19 protein-coding genes are annotated in these 23,422 nt (G+C 61.8%); 12 read left to right on the top strand and 7 right to left on the bottom strand.

Annotated elements, in window-relative coordinates:
- Positions 1-28 precede the first annotated feature (28 nt).
- From pdxJ to tadA, 3 genes are all read left to right on the top strand, one after another.
- Positions 29-772 (top strand): pyridoxine 5'-phosphate synthase, encoded by a 744-nt coding sequence (pdxJ, locus tag AB4P96_RS26275; protein WP_017136297.1) that lies wholly within the window; start codon positions 29-31, stop codon positions 770-772.
- A 267-nt stretch (positions 773-1,039) separates the two neighbouring features.
- Positions 1,040-2,416, top strand: a complete 1,377-nt coding sequence (locus tag AB4P96_RS26270; RefSeq protein ID WP_170036334.1) for a multicopper oxidase family protein — start codon at positions 1,040-1,042, stop codon at positions 2,414-2,416.
- The gene (tadA, locus tag AB4P96_RS26265; protein ID WP_170036336.1) at positions 2,416-2,913 is read left to right on the top strand and encodes a tRNA adenosine(34) deaminase TadA; all 498 of its coding nucleotides are present in this window, start codon (positions 2,416-2,418) and stop codon (positions 2,911-2,913) included. Before AB4P96_RS26270 ends, tadA begins: the two co-directional genes overlap by 1 nt.
- A 140-nt stretch (positions 2,914-3,053) precedes the next feature.
- Here tadA and cmoB read toward each other — a convergent pair whose 3' ends face one another.
- From cmoB to AB4P96_RS26235, 6 genes are all read right to left on the bottom strand, one after another.
- The gene (gene cmoB, locus AB4P96_RS26260; RefSeq protein ID WP_170036338.1) at positions 3,054-4,010 is read right to left on the bottom strand and encodes a tRNA 5-methoxyuridine(34)/uridine 5-oxyacetic acid(34) synthase CmoB; all 957 of its coding nucleotides are present in this window, start codon (positions 4,008-4,010) and stop codon (positions 3,054-3,056) included.
- Entirely contained in the window at positions 4,007-4,750 is a 744-nt protein-coding gene (gene cmoA / locus AB4P96_RS26255) for a carboxy-S-adenosyl-L-methionine synthase CmoA (protein ID WP_017136302.1), read from the bottom strand. Before cmoA ends, cmoB begins: the two co-directional genes overlap by 4 nt.
- 36 nt (positions 4,751-4,786) lie before the next feature.
- On the bottom strand, positions 4,787-5,443 hold the full coding sequence (locus tag AB4P96_RS26250; RefSeq protein ID WP_099548485.1) for a lysoplasmalogenase: 657 nt from the start codon (positions 5,441-5,443) through the stop codon (positions 4,787-4,789).
- Position 5,444: 1 nt separating this feature from the next.
- Positions 5,445-5,834: a protease inhibitor I42 family protein gene (locus tag AB4P96_RS26245; protein WP_017136304.1), complete on the bottom strand. Its 390-nt coding sequence runs from the start codon at positions 5,832-5,834 to the stop codon at positions 5,445-5,447.
- Between the two features lie 192 nt (positions 5,835-6,026).
- Positions 6,027-8,450, bottom strand: a complete 2,424-nt coding sequence (gene lon, locus AB4P96_RS26240; RefSeq protein ID WP_017136305.1) for an endopeptidase La — start codon at positions 8,448-8,450, stop codon at positions 6,027-6,029.
- A gap of 222 nt (positions 8,451-8,672) precedes the next feature.
- A complete protein-coding gene (locus AB4P96_RS26235; protein WP_017136306.1) occupies positions 8,673-9,662 on the bottom strand; it encodes a GntR family transcriptional regulator in 990 nt (329 codons plus the stop codon).
- A gap of 335 nt (positions 9,663-9,997) precedes the next feature.
- On the opposite strand from AB4P96_RS26235, the gene AB4P96_RS26230 reads away from it, so the two are divergent.
- The 9 genes from AB4P96_RS26230 to AB4P96_RS26190 all read left to right on the top strand — a co-directional run bounded on the left by AB4P96_RS26230 (position 9,998) and on the right by AB4P96_RS26190 (position 20,304).
- The gene (locus tag AB4P96_RS26230) at positions 9,998-11,329 is read left to right on the top strand and encodes an amidase (protein ID WP_395600280.1); all 1,332 of its coding nucleotides are present in this window, start codon (positions 9,998-10,000) and stop codon (positions 11,327-11,329) included.
- 11 nt (positions 11,330-11,340) lie between these two features.
- A complete protein-coding gene (locus tag AB4P96_RS26225) occupies positions 11,341-12,219 on the top strand; it encodes a polysaccharide deacetylase (RefSeq protein ID WP_003234086.1) in 879 nt (292 codons plus the stop codon).
- Between the two features lie 78 nt (positions 12,220-12,297).
- Positions 12,298-13,638 carry an MFS transporter gene (locus AB4P96_RS26220; protein WP_069786160.1) on the top strand — a complete coding sequence of 447 codons (1,341 nt, stop codon included), beginning with the start codon at positions 12,298-12,300 and terminating at the stop codon, positions 13,636-13,638.
- 10 nt (positions 13,639-13,648) lie between these two features.
- Positions 13,649-14,410, top strand: a complete 762-nt coding sequence (locus AB4P96_RS26215; RefSeq protein ID WP_176991327.1) for an SDR family NAD(P)-dependent oxidoreductase — start codon at positions 13,649-13,651, stop codon at positions 14,408-14,410.
- Between the two features lie 135 nt (positions 14,411-14,545).
- The gene (locus AB4P96_RS26210; protein ID WP_176991326.1) at positions 14,546-15,295 is read left to right on the top strand and encodes an SDR family NAD(P)-dependent oxidoreductase; all 750 of its coding nucleotides are present in this window, start codon (positions 14,546-14,548) and stop codon (positions 15,293-15,295) included.
- Between the two features lie 13 nt (positions 15,296-15,308).
- Positions 15,309-15,605 carry a hypothetical protein gene (locus tag AB4P96_RS26205; protein WP_017136312.1) on the top strand — a complete coding sequence of 99 codons (297 nt, stop codon included), beginning with the start codon at positions 15,309-15,311 and terminating at the stop codon, positions 15,603-15,605.
- On the top strand, positions 15,602-16,576 hold the full coding sequence (locus tag AB4P96_RS26200; protein WP_169985294.1) for a GTP-binding protein: 975 nt from the start codon (positions 15,602-15,604) through the stop codon (positions 16,574-16,576). Before AB4P96_RS26205 ends, AB4P96_RS26200 begins: the two co-directional genes overlap by 4 nt.
- Positions 16,573-17,718, top strand: coding sequence for a PotD/PotF family extracellular solute-binding protein (locus tag AB4P96_RS26195; protein WP_395600279.1), 1,146 nt, complete (start codon positions 16,573-16,575; stop codon positions 17,716-17,718). Before AB4P96_RS26200 ends, AB4P96_RS26195 begins: the two co-directional genes overlap by 4 nt.
- A gap of 249 nt (positions 17,719-17,967) precedes the next feature.
- Positions 17,968-20,304, top strand: coding sequence for a bifunctional diguanylate cyclase/phosphodiesterase (locus AB4P96_RS26190; protein ID WP_169985296.1), 2,337 nt, complete (start codon positions 17,968-17,970; stop codon positions 20,302-20,304).
- A 163-nt stretch (positions 20,305-20,467) separates the two neighbouring features.
- On the opposite strand, the gene AB4P96_RS26185 is transcribed toward AB4P96_RS26190, so the two are convergent.
- Positions 20,468-22,885: a glucose/quinate/shikimate family membrane-bound PQQ-dependent dehydrogenase gene (locus tag AB4P96_RS26185; protein ID WP_395600278.1), complete on the bottom strand. Its 2,418-nt coding sequence runs from the start codon at positions 22,883-22,885 to the stop codon at positions 20,468-20,470.
- Positions 22,886-23,422: the final 537 nt, after the last annotated feature.

Genomic DNA, 23,422 nt, shown 5'->3' with positions numbered 1-23,422 from the left:
GTTTCTTTCCCTTTTCAGGAGCGCTTCCGTGACCACCAGCAATCGCATTCTTCTTGGCGTCAACATCGACCACGTCGCCACCCTGCGCCAGGCCCGGGGCACCCGTTACCCCGACCCGGTCAAGGCCGCGCTGGACGCCGAAGAAGCGGGCGCCGACGGCATCACCGTGCACCTGCGCGAAGACCGTCGCCACATTCAGGAGCGCGATGTACTGGTGCTCAAGGACGTGCTGCAAACCCGCATGAACTTCGAGATGGGCGTCACCGAAGAAATGATGGCGTTCGCCGAACGCATCCGCCCGGCGCATATCTGCCTGGTGCCGGAAACCCGCCAGGAACTCACCACCGAAGGCGGCCTCGACGTGGCCGGCCAGGAAGCGCGGATCAAGGCGGCGGTGGAGCGCCTGTCGAAGATCGGCAGCGAAGTGTCACTGTTCATCGACGCCGACGAGCGCCAGATCGAAGCGTCGCGTCGCGTCGGCGCGCCGGCGATCGAACTGCACACCGGCCGTTACGCCGATGCCACCACGCCCACCGAAGTGGCTGAGGAACTGCAGCGCATCATCGACGGCGTCAAGTGCGGCCTCAACGAAGGCCTGATCGTCAACGCCGGCCATGGCTTGCACTACCACAACGTCGAAGCCGTGGCCGCAATCAAGGGCATCAACGAGCTGAACATCGGCCATGCGCTGGTGGCGCATGCGCTGTTCGTCGGTTTCAAAGGCGCGGTTGCCGAAATGAAAGCCCTGATTCTGGCGGCTGCCAAGCACTGATCAGACACTGGAAATCTCCTGTGGAGCGGGCTTGTGTGGGAGCTGGCTTGCCTGCGATAGCATCACCTCGGTAAAACTGAAAAACCGAGGCGCCTGTATCGCGGGCAAGCCCGGCTCCCACACAAGCCAGCTCCTACAGGAAATCTTCAGAGTCTTCATCGGCGTTTTCGCCATGCGGCAATGCGAAGCCTTACTGTTTAGCCGATGCAGGTGTATCGTATCTGCCCTTTGCGGGCCTCTGGCCTGCGGCAGATACGTGAGGTTGTTGTGTCCCGATCCTTTTCCCGTCGACAAATCCTGGGTGGCCTGGCAGGCCTGGCCGTCGTGGGCGTCGGTGCCGGTGGCGCCTATCGCTACTGGCTGGGGAAAGTCGCCGAGGCCAACGCGGGCCACGATTACGAGCTGATTGCCGCACCGTTGGACGTGGAACTGGTGCCCGGCCACAAGACCGAAGCCTGGGCGTTCGGCCCCTCGGCGCCAGGCACCGAGTTGCGTGTGCGCCAAGGCGAGTGGCTGCGGGTACGTTTTATCAACCACCTGCCGGTCGCCACCACCATTCACTGGCACGGCATCCGCCTGCCGCTGGAAATGGACGGCGTGCCCTACGTCTCGCAACTGCCGGTACTGCCCGGTGAATATTTCGACTACAAATTCCGCGTGCCCGATGCCGGCAGCTACTGGTATCACCCCCATGTGAACAGCAGCGAAGAACTTGGCCGTGGCCTGGTCGGCCCGCTGATTGTCGAAGAGCGCGAGCCCACCGGTTTCAAACACGAATGCACCTTGAGCCTGAAAAGCTGGCACGTGGACGAAGAGGGCGCTTTTGTCGCCTTCAGCGTGCCCCGTGAAGCGGCGCGTGGTGGCACGGCCGGGCGGTTGTCGACCATCAATGGCGTGCCCCAGGCGGTGATCGATCTGCCTGCCGGGCAGATCACCCGCGTGCGCTTGCTCAACCTCGACAACACCCTGACGTATCGCCTCAACATCCCCGACGTTGAAGCGCAGATCTACGCACTGGATGGCAACCCCATCGAGCCGCGCCCGTTGGGCAAAGAATACTGGCTGGGCCCGGGCATGCGCATTTGCCTGGCGATCAAGGCGCCACCGGCGGGTGAAGAGCTGTCGATCCGTAACGGCCCGGTGCGTCTCGGCACTTTCCGTTCAGTCGCCAATACCGACGCGCCGAGCGAATGGCCGCCAGCACTGCCCGCCAACCCGATTGCCGAGCCGGACCTGGCCAATGCCGAGAAACTCAACTTCAATTTCGAGTGGGTCGGCAGCGTGTCGGTGGATGACGGCAAACCGCCGAGCCTGTGGCAGATCAACGGCAAGGCCTGGGACATCACCGACAAGACCTGCGCCGACCGCCCGATTGCCAGGCTTGAGAAGGGCAAGAGCTACATTTTTGAATTGAAGAACATGACCCAGTACCAGCACCCGATTCACCTGCACGGCATGAGCTTCAAGGTGATCGCCTCGAACCGCCACAAGGTGATTCCGTATTTCACCGACACCTACCTGCTGGGCAAGAACGAGCGTGCGCGCGTGGCGTTGGTGGCCGATAACCCAGGCGTGTGGATGTTTCACTGCCACGTGATCGACCATATGGAAACCGGCCTGATGGCCGCCATCGAGGTGGCGTGATGCGCCAGATTCGCCCCGCAGCGATTATCGACCGCAGCCGCGACCAGCACTTCATGCGCGAAGCCCTGGCCCTTGCCGCCCAGGGCGCGGCACTTGGCGAAGTGCCCGTGGGCGCGGTGCTGGTGCAAGGCGGTGAAATCATCGGCCGTGGCTTTAACTGCCCGATCAGCGGCAACGACCCCAGCGCCCATGCCGAGATGGTCGCCATTCGCGCCGCTGCGCAGGCGATCAGCAACTACCGTCTGGTGGGCAGCACGCTGTACGTGACGCTGGAGCCGTGCAGCATGTGCGCTGGTTTGATTGTGCATTCGCGTATCGCGCGGGTGGTGTACGGCGCGCTGGAGCCCAAGGCCGGGATTGTGCAAAGCCAGGGGCAGTTTTTTACCCAGGACTTTCTCAACCATCGGGTGCTGTATGAAGGCGGGGTGTTGGCCGAGGAATGCGGCACGGTACTGAGTGAATTCTTCAAGGCCCGCAGAGCCAAGCCCACACTCTAAAGAACACCGAGGAGCCAATGTGGGAGCTGGCTTGCCTGCGATAGCGGTGCATCAGTCACTGATGAGTTGTCGGGCTGGCCGCCATCGCAGGCAAGCCAGCTCCCACATTTTGATCCCCATTTAGTCAGGGAAATCAGTGTTTATTTCTTGGCGATAATCACCGCCCGCATCGGCGCCGGCAGCCCTTCGATGGTCTTGCTGTGATCATCCGGGTCCAGGAAATCACTCAGCGACTGATACTTCATCCACTCGGTGCCGCGTTGTTCTTCAACCGTGGTCACGCTCACATCCACACAACGCACTTCACTGAAACCCGCGCGGCGCAGCCACAGCATCAGTGCCGGCACCGACGGCAGGAACCACACGTTGCGCATCTGTGCGTAGCGGTCTTCCGGCACCAGTACTTGCTGCTGATCGCCGTCCACTACCAGGGTTTCCAGCACCAACTCGCCACCTTTGACCAGTGTGTCCTTGAGCGCCAGCAGGTGCTCGATCGGCGAGCGGCGGTGATAGAACACGCCCATGGAAAACACCGTATCGAAGCCTTCCAGGTTCGACGGCAGGTCCTCAAACGGGAACGGCAAGTGCCAGGCCTTTGGCTCGGACAAGTAGCGCTGCACCGCCTGGAACTGGCAGAAGAACAGCCAGTTCGGGTCCACGCCAATGACGCTGTCGGCCCCCGCGCCGAGCATGCGCCACATGTAATAGCCGTTGCCGCAACCCACATCGAGGATGCGCTTGCCCTTCAAGTCCAGGTGCGGTGCAACCCGCGACCACTTCCAGTCCGAACGCCATTCGGTGTCCACGTGCACGCCGAACAGGTTGAACGGGCCTTTGCGCCACGGGCTCAGGCCCATCAGGGCGGTGTGCATTTGTGCGCGGGTAGCCTCGTCGCAATCGGTATCAAGCGTCAGGCCATTGAGCAAATCGACTTCGCTGGGCTGGATCTGCGGCAGTGCGTCCAGCGCACTTTGCCAGCGCTCCAGGTCGCCGTGACCCTTTTCCATTTTGCTGTCGAGCTGCGCTTGCAGGCCCTGGGCCCATACGGCCAGAGGAGTACCGACCAAGTGGCGGGCGAGGGGGGACAAATCAATCATGGCAAGGCAATCAACGAGGCAAAGTTAAGACACTGGAACCACGGCACGACTTTCGAGAACCCGGCCGCCAGCAGGCGTTCGCGGTGTTCTTCGAGGCTGTCGGGCTTCATGACGTTTTCGATGGCGCTGCGCTTCTGGGCAATTTCCAGTTCGCTGTAGCCGTTGGCGCGTTTGAACGCGATATGCAGGTCGGTGAGCAATGCGTGTTCTTCGGGATCGTTGAAACGCAGCTTTTCCGAAAGGATCAACGCCCCGCCTGGCAGCAGCGACTGGCGGATACGCCCGAGTAACGCCAGGCGTTGGTCAGGCGCGATAAATTGCAGGGTGAAGTTCAACGCCACCACCGAAGCAGGCTTAAATTGCAGCGCGAGAATGTCGCCCTCAATCACCTCAACCGGCAGCAACTCCTGGAACATCGAGTCCTGACCGTTGAGGTATTCGCGGCAGCGCTCGACCATGGCGGCGGAGTTATCCACTGCAATCACCCGGCAGCCGTCGGTGCGCACGTGGCGACGCAAGGCTTGGGTCACAGCGCCTAGGGACGAACCGAGGTCGTAAAGCACGCTGCCCGGCTGGGCAAATTGCGCCGCAAGCACGCCGAGGTTCTCGACGATGGTCGGGTAACCCGGCACCGAGCGCTTGATCATGTCCGGGAACACCCGCACCACGTCCTCGTTAAAGGCGAAGTCCGGCACCTGGGGCAGGGGCTGGGCGAATAGGCGATCGGGTTCTTTGCTCACGGTTGTTCCGGCGACGAGGGGGGAAAGGCCGGCATTTTAGCCAAGTTGGCCCTCATGTGCGCGGGTTGTCTGATGGAAAGCCGAAGCGGTAATACCCCACTGACCCAGCCAATAGGTGGTGATCAGCAAATACGGTGCCGCATCGAAGGCCAACACAAACCGGTTGATGCCGATCAGCGTGTCGGAAAACACAAACGACACCGCCCCCGCTGCCGCAAGCCATGCCGAGCGTTTGGGCACTTCACTGCCCAGCCGTGCGAGCGCACGCCAGAGCATGGCGCTGATCACCAGGGCGTAAACCACCACTGGAATCAGCAAGTCGCCGAGGCCGTGGGAAATCAAAATACTCAGCAGGATTGCCCCCACACCCAGCGCCAATACCAATGGCAACACCGCCAGGCGGCGGCAATCGCTGAAATAGGCTTTCAGATACGCCAGGTGCGCAAACAGGAACGCGCCGAGGCCAAAGATAAACAGGTCGCCCGGCCAAGCGAGCAGCACATCACCGACCAGGGAAAAAATCAGCCCCAGGCTGATCCAGCGTCGATAGTCAGTGGGCGGCGCATCATGCAGCCAGCCCAGCAGTGCCAGCACCGGCAGTGGTTTGACCAGCAGGCACAACAAGGTGGCGTGGGTGGTCAGGCCGTAGATAAAGGTGCCGGCGCCCATCAACGCAAGGATCAGCCATGGCATATCAGTTCACCGTAATGGCGCAGTCGAAGGTTTCGGCCGGTTCGGCTTCCGGCTCCCAGGGTTGCTGGGATGTCAGGCGCAAACGGCCCTGGCCGGCCGCGAAGGCCTGGAAGCGCCAGGTGGAGTGGCCACCACCGCCGATCACACCGGATTCCGCGCTGCTGTAGACCTCCGGGCTCAAGGCACGCAGCACACCGCCCGCGGAATCCTGGATGGCCCAGCGGTAGCCGGTGGTGGGGTTGCTCGGCAGGGTGAGGATCAGGTTTTGTCCGGTTTTAAGCTGCAGCGGGCAGGCGCTCTGGTTGTCCACAGTGACGTTTTGCTTGGGGGCACTGGCGCATCCGGCCAGCAGGGCAAGGCTCAAGGGGAGAAGCAGGCGGGCAGCGGTCATGGAGGCTCCGTTGTGTGGCGACGAAGGGCGAGCATAACCGAAGATGAGACAAGGTGTGACAAGCAGACAGTGACAGAAACCTTTGTGGCGAGGGAGCTTGCTCCCGCTGGCCGCGAAGCGGCCCCGGCTTTGTTGGGACTGCTGCGCAGTCCAGCGGGAGCAAGCTCCCTCGCCACAGGGTTGGAGTGAAATTTAGAAGAGCACCTTCGCCACATCCGCAAAGCGCTTGGCAAAGTGTACCGTCATGCCTTCCTTCAGGTACTCCGGCAACTCCTCAAAGCTCCCGCGATTCGGCTCCGGCAAGATCAGCTCGTGAATCTTCTGGCGGCGCGCCGCAATCACCTTCTCGCGCACGCCGCCAATCGGCAGCACATGCCCGGTCAAGGTCAGCTCGCCGGTCATGGCCACGCCTTTTTTCGGCGGCTGGTTGCGTGCCAGCGACAGCAGCGCACTGGCCATGGTGACACCCGCGCTCGGGCCGTCTTTGGGTGTGGCGCCTTCCGGCACGTGCAGGTGTACAAAGGCTTCATCGAAGAACTTCGGATCGCCGCCAAACGACTTCAGGTTCGAGCTGATGTAGCTGTAGGCGATCTCGGCGGACTCTTTCATCACTTCACCCAACTGCCCGGTGAGTTTGAAGCCGCGATTGAGCGTGTGGATGCGCGTCGCCTCAATCGGCAAGGTCGCGCCGCCCATGCTGGTCCAGGCCAGGCCAGTGATCACACCAGTGCCCGACAGCACTTGCTCGTTGCGGAACACCGGCATGCCCAATGAGCTTTCCAGGTCCTTGTTGCCGATCTTGATCACCGAGTTCGGCTCATCCAGCAACTTGACCACGGCCTTGCGCACCAGTTTGCCCAGCTGTTTCTCCAACTGGCGCACCCCGGCTTCCCGCGCATAACCGTCGATCAACGCACGCAGGGCGCCGTCGCTGATGCTCAGGCTGGTTTTCGCCACGCCGGCTTTTTCCAGCTGCTTGGGCCACAGGTGACGCTTGGCGATGGCGACTTTTTCTTCGGTGATATAGCCCGACAGGCGAATCACTTCCATACGGTCCAGCAACGGGCCGGGGATCGAGTCCAGGGTGTTGGCGGTACACACGAACAGCACTTTGGACAGGTCCAGGCGCAGGTCCAGGTAGTGATCGAGGAATTCGACGTTCTGCTCAGGGTCGAGGGTTTCCAGCAGCGCAGACGCCGGGTCGCCCTGGAAGCTCTGGCCCATCTTGTCGATCTCGTCGAGCATGATCACCGGGTTCATCACTTCCACATCTTTAAGCGCCTGCACCAGCTTGCCCGGCAGGGCGCCGATGTAGGTGCGGCGATGGCCCTTGATCTCGGCCTCGTCGCGCATGCCGCCAACGCTGAACCGATAGAACGGCCGGCCCAGGGATTCGGCGATGGATTTACCCACACTGGTCTTGCCCACGCCCGGCGGGCCGACCAGCAGCACGATGGAACCGGCGACTTCGCCTTTGTAAGCACCGACCGCGAGGAATTCGAGGATGCGACTTTTGATGTCGTCCAGGCCCGCATGGTGCTTATCCAGCACTTTGCGCGCGTGTTTCAGGTCGAGCTTGTCCTCGCCATATACGCCCCACGGCACGGAAGTGGCCCAGTCCAGGTAGTTGCGTGTGACCGCGTATTCCGGCGAACCGGTTTCCAGGATCGACAGCTTGTTCATCTCTTCGCCGATGCGTTTTTGTGCCTGGGCCGGCAGCACTTTGCCCACCAGGCGTTGCTCGAACTGTTCGACGTCGGCGCTGCGGTCATCTTTGGTCAAGCCCAGCTCTTGCTGGATGACCTTGAGTTGTTCCTTGAGGAAGAACTCGCGCTGATGCTCACCGATCTTGCGGTTTACCTCGGCGGAGATTTCCTTCTGCAGGCGCGCGACTTCAACTTCCTTGCGCAGCATCGGCAATACTTTTTCCATGCGCTTGAGCATGGGGACGCAGTCCAGCACTTCCTGCAGCTCGTTACCGGTTGCCGAGGTCAACGCGGCGGCGAAGTCGGTGAGCGGCGACGGGTCGTTGGGGCTGAAGCGGTTGAGGTAGTTCTTCAACTCTTCGCTGTACAGCGGGTTGAGTGGCAGCAGTTCCTTGATCGCATTGATCAGCGCCATGCCGTAGGCCTTGACCTCGTCGGTCGGCTGGGTGGGCTGGTGCGGGTATTCGACTTCCACCAGGTATGGCGGGCGATGGTGCTTGAGCCAGGTCTTGATGCGCACGCGGGTCAGGCCCTGGGCGACGAACTGCAGCTTGCCGTTCTCGCGGCTGGCGTGGTGCACCTTCACCAGCGTGCCGTACAGCGGCAGGCTGGAGGTGTCGAAGTGGCGCGGGTCTTCGGGTGGTGTGTCCATGAAAAACAGCGCAAGCGAGTGATGGTCGGATTTGCTCACCAGCTCCAGGGTTTCGGCCCACGGATCTTCGTTGACGATGACCGGCAATACCTGCGCCGGGAAGAACGGCCGGTTGTGGATCGGGATGATATAGACCTTGTCCGGCAGGTTTTGCCCAGGCAGGGCCAGGCCGGTGTTGGACGAGGTTTCGTGCTCAGCGTTTTCGGGGTCGGCGTAATCGTTCAGGTCGATGTCCGGGAATTCTTGCTGGTCGCTCATGGGGCACCTGCATAAGGAAGTATGCAGGTTAGATGGGGCGGGGTAGCGGTGGTTTCAATGGTGGGCGTGAGATAGCAACATATTGCATGAAATTTCTAAAACGACGCTGAGTCCATGTGGGAGCTGGCTTGCCTGCGATAGCGGTGTGCCAGTTGATACATCGGGTGACTGATACACCGCCATCGCAGGCAAGCCAGCTCCCACATGTCAGACCGAGTGGCGTCAGCTGATTTTGTGCAGGTAAGCCGGCAGCGGCTGCTCCGGTAACACCGACAGCACCTTCAGGCGCTGCAACATCCGCTGCCGCGCCCGCTGCAAATGCTCGCGCAAATTCAGCGCCGCCGCATCAAATGCCCCATGCAGCAACAACTCCAGAATCAAGCGATGTTCGGCGAGCATGGCGGGATCTGCGCCGATTCCAAGTAAACGGTAAAAAATACGACTGATGATCATCGGGCTCTGGCCCTGGCGGATCAGCGCGGCGATCTTGCGGTTTTGCAGGCCGGCCAGGCAGCGTTGGTGCAAGTCCTCTTCGATCTGTTCGATGGTTTCCAGGCTGCAGTGTGGGCTTTGCTGGGCATCCAGCACGCGCTGCAACATCGCTTCGAGCATCTCGCGGTCCAGGTTCGGCGCACTCTGGCGCAGCGCTTCGGGTTCCAGGCAGGCGCGTAGTTCGTAGTCTTCGGTGACTTCCCGCGCGGTCAACGGCCCGGCCAGCCACTGGGAGTAGGGTTCTTTTTCCACCAGGCCACGGTCGCGCAGGCGCATCAGCGCTTCACGCACCACTGCGCGGCTGACGCTGTAGTGGTCAGCGGCGGCTTGCTCGTCCAGGCGGTAGTGGCCAAAAGCGATACATGTGGACAGCGCCGCGCCGATCTCCTCGACGATCCGCTCACCCAGCGGCCGCGTATCCACCAACTCAGCTTCGCCATCAAGGCCCAGGTGCGCATGGCTCAGGGGCAAGCGCAGCGGCTCCATGACCAGGCCTTTGGGGTTGATCAAGTAACCTCGGCCATTGAAACGGCAGATCAAGCCCTCGTCATGCAGCAGGTCCAAAGCCTTGCGGACTGGAACGCGGCTGGTGCCGAACAGCTCGGCCAGCGGCGCTTCCAGCAACACCAGCCCGTGGCGCGCAGTGCCGTTAACGATCGCATCACGCAACAGTTGGTGAATCATCGCGTAACGGGAGGCCGAGGCGGACACTGCTTTCATCGTGTTCTCTTGGGCGTGTAGGAAAGTGGTCGGGGATTCTCTCATAGATGCACCTGTCACTCTGCGCTACAGCGGTGGCACTTTTTTGGGGCCGCCAAGAGAGAAACGTTACTTTTTGCACCAAAATGTATTTATTAATAAAAGATACATTATTTCAATTCGGGCCAGGCCATGCACGTGCGCCGATATTTTTTGCAGCCTGCAAAACCTTCTATCCCGCTGGTGTTGACGTTATGGCTTAGGAACATCACAACACGTCCAAAGAGACTGGCACGAAATCTGCCTTTGTAAAACGTACATTTTATTAATATGTACGTTTTGTGAGGGTCATCTTGATGTCAGACGCCACCTCAATGGCCCAAGCGTTCGCCAGCGGTCGCAACGACCCGGTGCAGGCACTGGAGCAGGCACTCGTCCACGCGAGCATGGCGCCCAGTGTCTTTATTTCCCTGACCGCAGAGCGCGCACGCCGTGAGGCCGAGGCTGCCGCCGCGCGCTGGCGTGCCGGGCAGCCTTTGAGCGCATTCGATGGCGTGCCACTGGCCTGGAAAGATTTGTTCGACGTGGCCGGCAGCATCACCACCGCAGGCGCCGCCTATCGCCGCAAGGCTGCGCCGGCCTTGGTCGATGCGCCCAGTGTCGGGCTGTTGTGCCGCGCCGGAATGGTCAGCCTGGGCAAGACCAATCTCAGTGAACTGGCGTATTCCGGCCTGGGCCTGAACCCGCATTTCGGCACGCCCCATAACCCCAATGGCAGCGATCAACCGCGCATTCCCGGCGGCTCGTCGTCGGGCTCGGCGGTCGCTGTGGCGGCGGGGATAGTGCCCATCGCCATGGGCACCGACACCGCCGGCTCGATCCGTATCCCCGCAGCGCTCAATGGTGTGGTGGGCTACCGCAGCAGCTGTCGGCGCTACAGCCGCGACGGCGTATTCCCGCTGGCGCACACCCTCGACAGCCTCGGCCCGCTGACCCGCAGCGTGCGCGATGCGCTGGCCATCGACGACCTGCTCAACGGCCGCACGCAACAGCACGTCGCCCGTAGCCTCAAGGGCCAGCACTTCGTCCTTGAGCAGGGCACGTTGGAAGACATCGAGCCCGCCGTGCGCAATAACCTGCTGCGCGCGGTGGACCAGCTCAAGGCTGCCGGTGCGCTGATCGAGGTGCGCGCGTCAGCCACCTTCCAGGCCACCCTCAACCTGATCAAGCAGGACGGCTGGCTCGGCTCATTCGAAGCCTTCGCCCTGCACGAAGGCCTGTTGGACAGCAGCGATGCCGAGCAACTCGACCCGCGTGTACGTCGCCGCCTGGAGGCCGCGCGTGAATTGCCTGCCAGCCAATTACTGCACCTGATCGACGCGCGTCGCCGCTTGCAACTCCAACTGGTCGATGAACTCGACGGTGCCGTTCTCATTACCCCGACGGTCGCCCATGTCGCCCCGGCCCTTGCACCGCTGCAAGCCGATGACGAGCTGTTCGTCAAAACCAACCTCGCCACCCTGCGCCTGACCATGCCCGGCAGTTTGCTCGACATGCCTGGCGTCAGCCTGCCCAACGGCCGTGATGCCCTGGGTTTACCCACCGGCCTGCTGCTCAGCGCCCCAAGCGGCGAAGACGCACGTCTGCTCAGGGCCGCACTGTCGGTCGAAACCACCCTGAATTTTTAAGGAGACATACCATGGCTAAAGACATTCTCTGTGCATTTGGCGTCGACGTAGACGCCGTCGCCGGCTGGCTCGGCTCCTACGGCGGTGAAGACTCGCCGGACGACATCTCCCGCGGCTTGTTCGCAGGTGAAATTGGCGCGCCGCGCCTGCTCAAACTGTTCGAACGCTACGGCCTGCGCACCACCTGGTTTATTCCCGGTCACTCAATGGAAACCTTCCCCGAGCAGATGAAAGCGGTGGCCGACGCCGGCCACGAAATCGGCGTGCACGGCTACAGCCACGAAAACCCGATCGCGATGACCGCCGAGCAGGAAGAAATCGTCCTCGATAAGTCGATCGAGCTGATTACCCAGGTCACCGGCAAACGCCCGACCGGTTATGTCGCGCCCTGGTGGGAGTTCAGCAAGGTCACTAACGAGTTGCTGCTGAAAAAAGGCATCAAGTACGACCACAGCCTGATGCACAACGACTTCCATCCGTACTACGTGCGCAAGGGCGACAGCTGGACCAAGATCGATTACAGCCAGCACCCGGATACCTGGATGAAACCTTTGGTGCGCGGCGAAGAAACCGACCTGGTGGAAATCCCGGCCAACTGGTACCTCGACGACCTGCCGCCGATGATGTTCATCAAAAAAGCCCCCAACAGCCACGGCTTCGTCAACCCGCGCCACCTGGAAGAGATGTGGCGCGACCAGTTCGACTGGGTTTACCGCGAACACGAACACGCGGTGTTCACCATGACCATCCACCCCGACGTGTCCGGCCGCCCGCAAGTGCTGTTGATGCTCGAGCGCCTGATCGAACACATCCAGAGCCATGCCGGCGTGCGCTTTGTCACTTTTGACGAAATTGCCGACGATTTTATCCGCCGCCAACCGCGTACCTGATCTGAGTCATCCGTTACCTGTGGTTCAGGTTCCACCTTGGCTAGTCGGCATTTGCCCCAACCCTGCGAGGCGCGATTTATGTCCATCTACAACAAGCTTGACCTGACTGGCTGGAAACCCCGGCAACTGACGTCGCAAGAGGTGCGCTTTGCCACCTGGATCGCGTTTTTCGCCTGGGTGTTTGCGGTGTATGACTTCATCCTCTTCGGCACCTTGCTGCCGGAGATCGGCCGGCATTTTGGCTGGGGTGAAGTGGAGCAAGCTGAAATCGCAACATGGGTGGCGGTGGGCACAGCGGTGGTCGCCTTTGCGATTGGCCCGGTAGTGGACAAGTTGGGCCGACGCAAAGGCATTATTTTTACCGTGGCAGGTTCCGCGCTGTGCTCGGCACTTACCGCGATTGGCGGTGCGTGGGGCAAGTCGCCGCTGATTCTGATTCGTTCGCTGGGCGGCCTGGGCTATGCCGAGGAAACCGTCAATGCCACGTACCTGAGCGAGCTGTATGGCGCCTCGGAAGACCCACGACTGACCAAGCGCCGCGGGTTTATCTACAGCCTGGTGCAGGGCGGTTGGCCGGTGGGCGCGTTGATCGCTGCCGGGTTGACCGCGCTGTTGCTGCCGATCATCGGCTGGCAGGGGTGTTTCATTTTTGCAGCGATCCCGGCCATCGTGATCGCGATCATGGCGCGCAAGCTCAAGGAGAGCCCGCAGTTCCAGATCCATCAGCGCATCAGCGAACTGCGTAAAAGCGGCGCGGTAAAAGAAGCGCAAAACGTCGCTGTGACTTACGGTGTCGACTACGACGAACACAGCAAGGCTGGCCTTAAAGCCGCCTTCCGTGGCCCGGCCCGGCGCGCCACGCTGGTAATCGGCGCCGCGCTGTTGCTCAACTGGGCGGCCATCCAGGTGTTCAGCGTGCTCGGCACCTCGGTGATCGTCAGCGTGCACCATATTTCGTTCGAGAACTCGCTGATCATCCTCGTGCTGTCGAACCTGGTGGGTTACTGCGGCTACCTGACCCACGGCTGGATGGGCGACAAGATCGGCCGCCGCAACGTGATCGGCCTGGGCTGGATGCTCGGTGGCCTGGCATTTGCCGGGATGCTGTTTGGCCCAAGCAACATGCCGATGGTGGTCGGGCTGTACAGCCTGGGCTTGTTCTTCCTGATCGGGCCTTACTCGGCGGCACTGTTCTTTATCAGTGAGAGTTTCCCCACCAGCATCCGCGCCACCGGCGGCGCGATCATCCATGCCATGGGCCCGATTGGTGCAGTGGTTGCAGGGTTTGGCGCCACCCAGGTGTTGTCCGCCGGCAGTGACTGGCAGACCGCCGCGCTGTGGTTCGGCGCGCTGCCGTGCTTCTTGTCCGGTGCGCTGATGTTTGCCGCACGCCATGTGCGTCCGGAAACCGTTCAGTAAGGAGTGTTAGATGAGCCGTAAAGTTGCCTTGATTACCGGTGCCGCCAGCGGCATTGGCCAAGCCCTCGCCGTGGCGTATGCGCGCAGCGGCGTGGCGGTGGTCGGCGGGTATTTCCCGGCCGATCCCCATGACCCGCATACCACCGTGGCCCTGGTGAAAGAAGCCGGCGGCGAATGCCTGATGTTGCCGCTGGACGTGGGTAATAGTGCCTCGGTAAACGCCCTGGCCGAGGCCGCCGTGCAGCACTTCGGCCGCCTCGATTACGCCGTGGCCAACGCCGGTTTGCTGCGCCGCGCGCCGTTGCTGGAGATGACCGATGAGCTGTGGGACGAGATGCTCAATATCGACCTCACGGGGGTGATGCGCACCTTCCGCGCTGCAAGCCGGCATATGAAAGAGGGCGGCGCGCTGGTGGCGATTTCATCGATTGCCGGCGGTGTGTATGGCTGGCAGGAACACAGCCATTACGCGGCGGCAAAAGCCGGCGTGCCGGGGTTGTGCCGTTCGCTGGCGGTGGAGTTGGCGGCGTTGGGGATTCGTTGCAATGCGGTGATTCCGGGGTTGATCGAGACGCCGCAGTCGTTGGATGCGAAGAATTCTTTGGGGCCGGAAGGCTTGGCCAAGGCCGCCCGGGCAATTCCGTTGGGCCGGGTAGGGCGGGCGGATGAGGTAGCGTCGCTGGTACAGTTTTTGACCAGTGAGGCGTCGAGCTATTTGACTGGCCAAAGCATCGTCATCGACGGTGGTTTAACCGTGCGCTGGCCCGACTGAATGCATCCAATCCAAATGTGGGAGCGGGCTTGCTCGCGAATGCGCCGTGTCAGTCAATGCATGTGTTACTGACCCACCGTATTCGCGAGCAAGCCCGCTCCCACATTGGAACTGTGTTTGTCCAAGGAGACTTGTATGTCCCAACTCGTTAACCGTCGTGCCGTGATCACCGGTGCCGGCAGCGGCATCGGTGCCGCCATCGCCCGTGCCTACGCCGCTGAAGGCGCACGCCTGCTGCTGGCCGACCGCAACGCCGTCAGCCTCGCTGAAACCGCGATCACCTGCCGCAACCTCGGCGCCGAGGTGGTCGAGTGCCTGGCCGATGTCGGCAGCGTTGAAGGCGCCCAGGCCAGTGTCGACCGCTGCGTCGAGCACTTCGGCGGCATCGATATTCTGGTCAACAATGCCGGCATGCTCACCCAGGCACGCTGCGTCGACCTTTCCATCGAGATGTGGAACGACATGCTGCGCGTCGACCTCACCAGTGTATTTGTCGCCAGTCAGCGCGCCTTGCCGCACATGCTGGCGCAGCGTTGGGGCCGCATCATCAATGTGGCCTCGCAACTGGGTATCAAGGGCGGCGCCGAGTTGACCCACTACGCCGCGGCCAAGGCTGGGGTGATCGGCTTCACCAAATCCCTGGCGCTGGAAGTGGCCAAGGACAACGTGCTGGTCAATGCCATTGCGCCCGGCCCGATCGAGACGCCGTTGGTGGGCGGCATCAGCGAAGACTGGAAGCGCGCCAAAGCCGCCGAGTTGCCCCTGGGCCGCTTTGGCCAGGCCGATGAAGTGGCGCCGACCGCCGTACTGCTCGCCAGCGAGCCGGGTGGCAACCTGTTTGTCGGCCAGACACTCGGCCCGAATTCCGGCGATGTCATGCCATGAGTGAGGTGTAGGCATGTGCGGACTCTGCGGCTTGCTCGGCGAAGACTTGCACTGGAGCGACCCCTTGGGCGATGAGCTGCCCAGGCGCCGTGAGCGTCTGCGCCGCATTGCGGCGATCAATCAAGTGCTGGCGGTGTTCCGACTCAAGGTCGAAGACTTCCAGGGCGCGTCCTACCTGTTGTTGGGCGCGACCGGCAAACAGGCATTGGCCAGTGGCCTGGATCAACTGTGGCAGGCGGCGGAGACCATGCTCGGGCGCCCGCTGGACCCGCTGGACCCGCGTTTGCTCGATCATCTGGAGTCGTCATGAGCATCGCCCTTAATGTCATCACCGGCTTTCTCGGCAGCGGTAAAACCACCTTGCTCAAGCGTTTGCTGCAAGGCGAAAGCCTCGGTGATACCGCCCTCTTGATCAATGAATTCGGTGATATCGGCATCGACCATCTGTTGGTGGAAGAGGTCGCGCCAGACACCGTGTTGCTGCCCAGCGGCTGTGTGTGCTGCTCGATTCGCGGCGAGTTGAAAGACGCGCTGCTCGGCCTGTTGCAACGCCGTGAGCGCGGTGAGATCCCGGCGTTCAAGCGCGTGATCCTGGAAACCACCGGCCTGGCCGACCCGGCGCCGATCCTCGCCACCCTGAATAACGATGTGCAACTGCGTGGGCGTTTTCATATTGGCCTGGTGATCACCTTGGTGGATGCCAGCCACGCCCAATTGCAAGAGCGCCTGCACCCGGAATGGCTGGCCCAGGTGGCGGCGGCGGATCGTTTGCTGCTGAGCAAAACCGACCTGGCCGGCGATTGCACCGCGCTACGGGCGCACTTGCGGGCATTGAATGCCGGCACGCCAATCCTCGATACCCATGCGGTTCACAGCGGCGACCAACTGTTGCTCGGTGAGGGGTTGCGCAGCGCCGAGCCTTCGGTTGAAGTCAGCCGCTGGCAACTGCACCACACCACCACGGCGAGCCACGGCGCTGCCCAAGTCTGCTGCCTGACCTTTGAGCAGCCGCTGGATTGGGTGGGCTTCGGGGTGTGGTTGTCGATGCTGTTAAGATGCCACGGCGAACGAATCCTTCGCGTCAAAGGACTGCTTAACGTGAACGCAAGCTCGGCCCCCATTGTTATCCATGGCGTGCAGCATTGCCTGCATGCTCCGGTGCATTTGCCTGCATGGCCAGGCACCGACCGCCAGTCACGCCTGGTGTTTATCCTGCGCGGTCTCGACCCGGCGCTGTTGCAGCGCTCCTTTGACGTGTTCTCACGGCGGTTCGCGGCATGATCACATTGCGTGTCCTCGGCACTTCCGTGACCTTGCTGGAATGCCTGCGCGCGCGCGCCGAGCAAGAGCTGGGCATTCGCCTGGTGTACCAGGTACACGATGTAGCGCAGGCCCAGCGCATTGCGGTGATGCAACCCGAGAGTTACGACCTGTACGACCAGTGGTTTCACAACGTTGACTTCGTGTGGCCGGCGCGGGCGATCCAGCCTATCGACACACGGCGTATTGCGTTGTGGCATGAGATCAATGACCTGCCCAAGCGCGGCCGGCTGTCGGCCAGCGACCGCCTGTTCGTGCAGCACGACGGCAGCCTCGGCAGCACGGTGACCGAGCGCATCAGCATGCTGCCGCTGACCCACAACGCCGATAGTTTTGCCTACCGCCCCGAGCGTTTGCCCGATGGCTTCAGCCACGGCAATGAAAGCTGGGGCTGGCTGCTCGACCCGGCCTGGCGCGCGCGTACCGCGTTGCAAAGTGACGCGGCGATTGGCGCGCTGGATGCCGCGCTGGCCGTGCAAGGCGCGGGGCTGGCGCAGTTCAAGGACATCGGCAACATGAGCATCGAAGAGATCGATGTGCTGGCCGACATCCTGGTGCGCAAGCAGAAGGAAGGGCACTTCGCCGCGTTCTGGTCCGATGATGAAGAAGCCGCGCAGTTGATGCTCAGCCCAAGCATCGATATCCAGAGCCTGTGGTCGCCGACCTTGATGCGCCTGCACCGTGCGGGGGTGAAGTACCGGTTGGCGGTGCCGCGTGAAGGCTATCGCGCCTGGTTTGGCGGCTTGTCGTTGTCACGCCATGCCCAAGGCCCGGTGTTGGATGCGGCGTATGCCTATCTCAATTGGTGGTTGTCCGGCTGGCCGGGCGCGGTGATGGCGCGCCAGGGTTACTACATCGGCAACCCGGCGCGCACCCGCGACCATTTGAGCAGCGCCGAGTGGGATTACTGGTACGCGGGCCTTCCGGCCCGCGAGGAGTTGCCGGGCAGCGATGGGTTGCCGTTGATCGACATCGGTGACGTGCGCGATGGCGGTTCCTACGAGCAACGCATGGGGCATATCGCGGTGTGGAACTCGGTGATGGATGAGCACAACTACCTGGTGCGCCGTTGGGGGGACTTTATGCGCGCGCGCAGTGTTTAAGCCGGATATTTCCCACGCTCCGCGTGGGAGTGCCGTCCCGGACGCTACGCACGCCTTTTCCGCCAATAAAATGACATTCAAGTCCCCGCTCCAATTGGGTGTACTTATCCCAAGTCCCAGCTAATCTGCTAAAACCAAATATTCAGTTTAAATGGATGTTTTTTTGACGCCAGATCAGCCTCGTCAGGGATGCGTATGACCAAGGAACCCAGTGGCACAGAGAGGCGAACGCGGCCGCAGGGTTCGGCCATGCAGTGGCGCCACACGTTCCAGACCCGTATCGCCGGGGTGCTGGCGCTGTTGTTGCTGGTGGTGGTGGCGGCCACTTACTTTGCGGTCAAGGCTGCTACCACTCGTGCCGTGGAGAACCAGGCCCAGGTTCAGCTCAGTACCGGCATCCAGGTCTTTGAGCGCCTGTTGGACCTGCGCGGGCGTCGCCTGCAATACGGCCTGGACTGGCTGACGGCGGACGGCCCTTTCAAACACGCAGTGATCGACGCCAAGGCTGATTCGATCCTGACTGCGCTGCGCCGGCATGGCACCGGTATCCACTCCACCGAGGTGTTTGTCCTCGACCTGGATGGCAAGGTGATGATCAGCACCTTGCCGGTGTTGGTACAGGGCGCGGTGTTTCCTTATGAGCAGGCCTTGCGCCATGCGCGGCGCAGTGGCCAGCAAATGTTCATCGTCGCCATGGACGGGCAGCCGTATTTGCTGGTGCAGGATGAAGTACTCGACCCGGAGCCCATTGCCCGCGTGGTCATGGGTTTCCCCATGGACAAGTTGTTCGCCAATGAATTGCGCTCCATGAGCAACCTTGAAGTGTCGTTCCTTGGTGAGCAGGACGGCCTTGTCGGCCAGTTGTTCAGCACCCAGCCTGAAGCCTATCAAGACACCGTCATCAGCCTGATGCGCGAAAGCCCTCCCAACCCTGAGGCGCAGATCAATGTGTTTCACGGGCAACGTGCACTGAGCCAGGTGCTGCCGCTGGCCAACACCGGCGATGGCGATCAAGTACGCGTGTTGCTGCAAAGCCCGCTGGACCATGCGCTGGAATCCTTTGCGCCGCTGGACCGGCAGTTCCTCGGGATTGCCCTGGCGGTGCTGCTGGTGTCATTGGCGGCGGCGTTGTTGCTGGCGCGCCGTGTGTCGCGCCCGCTCACTGCCTTGGTGGAGGCCGCTGAACGCATTGGCGCCGGTGACTACCGCACGCCAGTGCGGGTGCGCAGTCATGACGAATTCGGCTTGCTGGCCCGCGCCTTCAACGCCATGCAAAGCGGCATCGCTGTGCGCGAGCGGCAACTGGCGCATAACGCCTTGCATGATCCGCTCACCGGCTTACCCAACCGCGCCTTGGCCATGGAGCGCCTGGGCAGTGCGATCAGTGCGCGGCGGCCAGTTGTGTTGCTGTACGTGGGGATCGAAAACTACCGGGTGATCAACGAAGGGTTTGGCCCTCAGGGCGTCGAAGAAATGCTGCGTGAAGCCAGCCGGTGTTTGTCCATGAGCCTGTTGGCCAGCGACACCGCGGCGCGCATCGCCGGCAGTGAGTTCCTGCTGTTGCTGGAAAACACCGAGATCGACCGCGCCGTGGCCCGCGCCGATCGCCTTTACGGGCTGCTTACCGAACCCCAGCGTATCGGCAATGACGAAGTGCGCCATGAAGTCAGCATCGGCATCGCCGCGTACCCCACCGACGGCCAACAGGTCGAAGAGTTGATCAGCCGCGCGGCCATTGCCCGGCATGATGCGGCGAGCCTGCCTGGGCATTTGCAGATCTACCAGCAAGACCGCGACCTTGCACACCAGCGCCAGATCACCCTGATCCGCGACCTGCGCCGGGCGGTGGTCGAGGGCGAATTGTTCCTGTGTTACCAGCCCAAGCTCGACCTCAGGCACGGCCATGTGCGTCAGGCAGAAGCCTTGCTGCGCTGGCAGCATCCGACCCTTGGGCAGGTGTCGCCCACCGAATTCATTCCATTGGCCGAGCGCACCGGCAGCATGGGCAGCCTGACCTTGTGGGCAATCGAGGAAGCCATCCGCCAAATGGCCGAGTGGGCGCAACGGGGGTTGCACCTGCAACTCTCGGTCAATATCTCGGTGGATGATTTGGCTGATGATGACTTGGCCATACGCGTCACCGCCTTGTTGATGCAGTACAAGGTCTCGGCCGACCAACTGATTTTCGAGATCACCGAAAGCGCGATCATGCATAACCCGCAACAGGCCCTCAGTGTGCTGGAGCAACTGCGTGGCTGCGGCATCAGCCTGTCGGTGGATGACTTCGGCACAGGCTATTCATCGCTGGCGCAATTGCAGCGTTTGCCGGTGCAGGAATTGAAGATCGACCAGTCGTTTATCCGCAACCTCGACAGCGCCAGTGGCGACGGTGTGATCGTGCGTTCGACCATTGAAATGAGCCACAACCTGGGACTCAAGGTGGTGGCGGAGGGCGTGGAGTTTGAGCCCAGCCTGAAGTTGCTCAGGCAGTGGAGGTGCGACACGGCGCAGGGGTACTTGATCAGTCGGCCGTTGAATGCCATGGCATTTGAAATGTGGATGCGGCGCGAGCGGATGGTGTTGTAAATCGTGATCTCCAGGCATTCCTGTGGGAGCTGGCTTGCCTGCGATGGCGGTTGGGCAGACGACCTGAGTGTTGAAGCCGTGCTCGGTCAAAATGGTTTCCAGCAGGGCATAAAAAAGGCGGCTACCCATCAGGTAGCCGCCTTTGTTTTACCGCCGGTTCAGCTTAATCCGGCAGTTTGAACGCCATCACATAGTCACCCTGTTTGGTGCCCAGCGAGCCGTGACCGCCGGCCATGACCAGCACGTACTGCTTGCCGTCCTTGCCGGTGTAAGTCATCGGTGTGGTCTGCGCGCCTGCAGGCAGGCGGCCTTCCCACAGTTGCTTGCCGTTTTTCACGTTATAGGCACGCAGGTACTGGTCGAGGGTGCCGCTGAGGAACGCGACGCCACCGGCGGTGGTGAACGTACCGCCCAGGCTAGGCACGCCCATGGTCAGCGGGATCGGAACCGGCGAGCTGTCGCGCACGGTGCCGTTCTTGTGCATCCAGATGGTCTGGTGGTTGGTCAGATCGACCGCCGCCACATAACCCCACGCTGGCGCCTGGCACGGCAGGCCCAAAGGCGACAGCAGTGCTTCGAGGATCACGCCATACGGCGCGCCTTTGTTCGGCTGCACACCTTCGGTTTCGCTGACGCGTGGGCCTTGCTTGGCAATTTCGGCCGCCGGGATCAGTTTCGATTTGAACGCCATGTAGCTTGGGTTCACGAAAGCGATCTGGCGAACCGGGTCAACCGAGATACCGCCCCAGTCGAATACGCCGAAGTTACCCGGGTAAACGATCGAGCCTTGCAGCGATGGCGGGGTGAATGGGCCGTCGTAGCGCATGGATTTGAAATCGATACGGCACAGCATCTGGTCAAACGGGGTCACGCCCCACATGTCGCGTTCTTTCAACGGCGGCGGCATGAAGTTGAGGTCGGACTTCGGCTGGGTCGGCGAGGTGTGATCACCGGCCACTGCGCCTTGCGGTACAGGGATTTCGTTGATCGGCACCACCGGCTTGCCGTTGCTGCGGTCCAGCACGTAGATGCTGCCTTGCTTGGTCGAGGCCATGACTGCTGGCTTGACGCCGTCAGCGGTCTTGATGTCGATCAGCGAAGGCTGGCCGCCCACGTCCATGTCCCACAGGTCATGGTGAGTGAACTGGAAGGTCCACTTCACGTGGCCGCTGTCGATGTCCAGAGCGGTCAGGCCGGCGCTGTATTTTTCCGAGTCTTCGGTACGGTCGCCGCCGTATTGGTCAGGCATCTGGTTGCCCATCGGCAGGTAGAGCATGCCGAGTTTTTCATCGACGCTGAACATGGACCACATGTTCGGCGAGTTGCGGGTGTAAGTCTTGCCCTCGGCCAACGGCGTGGTGTCGTCCGGGTTGCCGCTGTCCCAGTTCCACACCAGTTTGCCGGTGTGTACGTCGAACGCGCGGATCACGCCGCTAGGCTCGTCGGTGGAGACGTTGTCGGTCACGTGACCGCCGATCACGACCAGGTTCTTGGTCACGGCCGGTGGCGAGGTGGAGTAGTAACCGCCTGGAGCGAAGCTGCCGATGTTGGCACGCAGGTCGACCTGGCCTTTGTCACCGAAGTCTTCGCACATCTTGCCGGTGTCGGCGTCGAGCGCGATCAGACGGGTGTCGGCAGTCGGCACGAAGATGCGTTTAGGGCAGACAGCGCTGACAGGTGCAGTGCTGGCGCTGCCGGTAGGGCTTTGCGCGGAAGCGTAGACGGCGTCATCGTGATACGACACGCCACGGCAGGTCATGTGCGCCCAACCTTTGAAGTTCGCGGCACCCTGGCTGCTGATCTTCGGGTCGAAACGCCAGATTTCCTTGCCGGTGTCCGGGTCCAGGGCAATCACCTGGCTGTGCGGCGTGCACACATAGAGCATGCCGTTGACTTTCAGCGGGGTGTTTTCTGCGGTGGTTTCACCGGGATCGCCTGGGCCAGGGATGTCACCGGTGCGATAGGTCCACGCCGGCACCAGCTTGTGGGCGTTTTCCGGGGTGATCTGCGCCAGAGGCGAGTAACGATCACCGAAGGCCGAGCGGCCATAGGAATTCCAGTCGCCATCAGCCTGGGCCGGTGCAGTGCTGGCCATGCCAGGCGCGGCGTCGCGGTCCAGTTGGCCGGTCTTGACCATCTCACCCGGGTTGGTGAATTGGCTGGCCAGGGCGGCAGCGCCCGCCAGCACCACGGCTACGCTCAGCGCGCCAGTGCCCAGCGGCGCAGGTTGGCCACGCAGCAACGGACGGCGAAACCACGGCAGCAGCAGGACGATGCCCAAGGCGAACAGCAGGGCCAGGCGCGGCACCAATTGCCACCAGTCCAGGCCGACTTCCCACAGTGCCCACACGGTACTGGCGAACAGCACCAGTGCGTACAGGCCCAGCGCTGCGCGGCGGGTGGCCAGCAGCAACACGCCGGTGAGGGCGATGCCGATACCGGCCAGCAGGTAGTACAGCGACCCGCCGAGCATGCTCAGCTTGACGCCGCCAGCCAGCAAGGCCAGCCCCATGATCAGCAGCAAGACGCCTAGCAGCCTGGGCAGCAGGCGGCTTGGGCTTGAAGCACCATCAGTGCTCATAGTGTGTTTCTCCGTGACGTTGGAATTATGTAACCCCGTGCTTCACTGTAGATGACGATTCGGCGCGGGCTTGGTTCAGCGTTAAATTGGGTTTTTCTGGGGATAAGTCGGTTATCCACAGGCGGGCGATTGAACCCCACGCGCGGGTCGGTTTAAGACAGCGCTGTCTTTAAGGCAGGGAATATTCGGCAAGATGGGATCGACCGCAGGCGTGAAACGTTTCAGTTTGTTGCGGCAAGGATAAAGCGCCTTCTCATTTTGAGAAAGCGTAATTAGAGAGATGCATCATTTCAGATCTGGTAACAGTGACAGAACGTCGCTGCAAGAATGCTTGTAGCGGCTAGTGTCTGTGGGAGCTGGCTCGCCTGCGATAGCAGTTGTGGCGAGCAGGCTTGTCCTGCGTTGGGGCGCGAAGCGGCCCCGGTAAAGGCACTGTAACTTTCCTGAAGGAACTCAGCGTCTGGGTCTGGGGGCTGCTTCGCAACCCAACGCAGGACAAGCCTGCTCGCCACAGGAGAAATTGGCAGCCTTAAAAAG

The sequence above is a fragment of the Pseudomonas sp. B19125 genome (genome assembly GCF_044218855.1).
GTDB lineage: Bacteria > Pseudomonadota > Gammaproteobacteria > Pseudomonadales > Pseudomonadaceae > Aquipseudomonas > Aquipseudomonas edaphica.
Note: the sequence above shows the minus strand (reverse complement) of the source record. Positions and strands in the feature narration are given on the sequence as shown.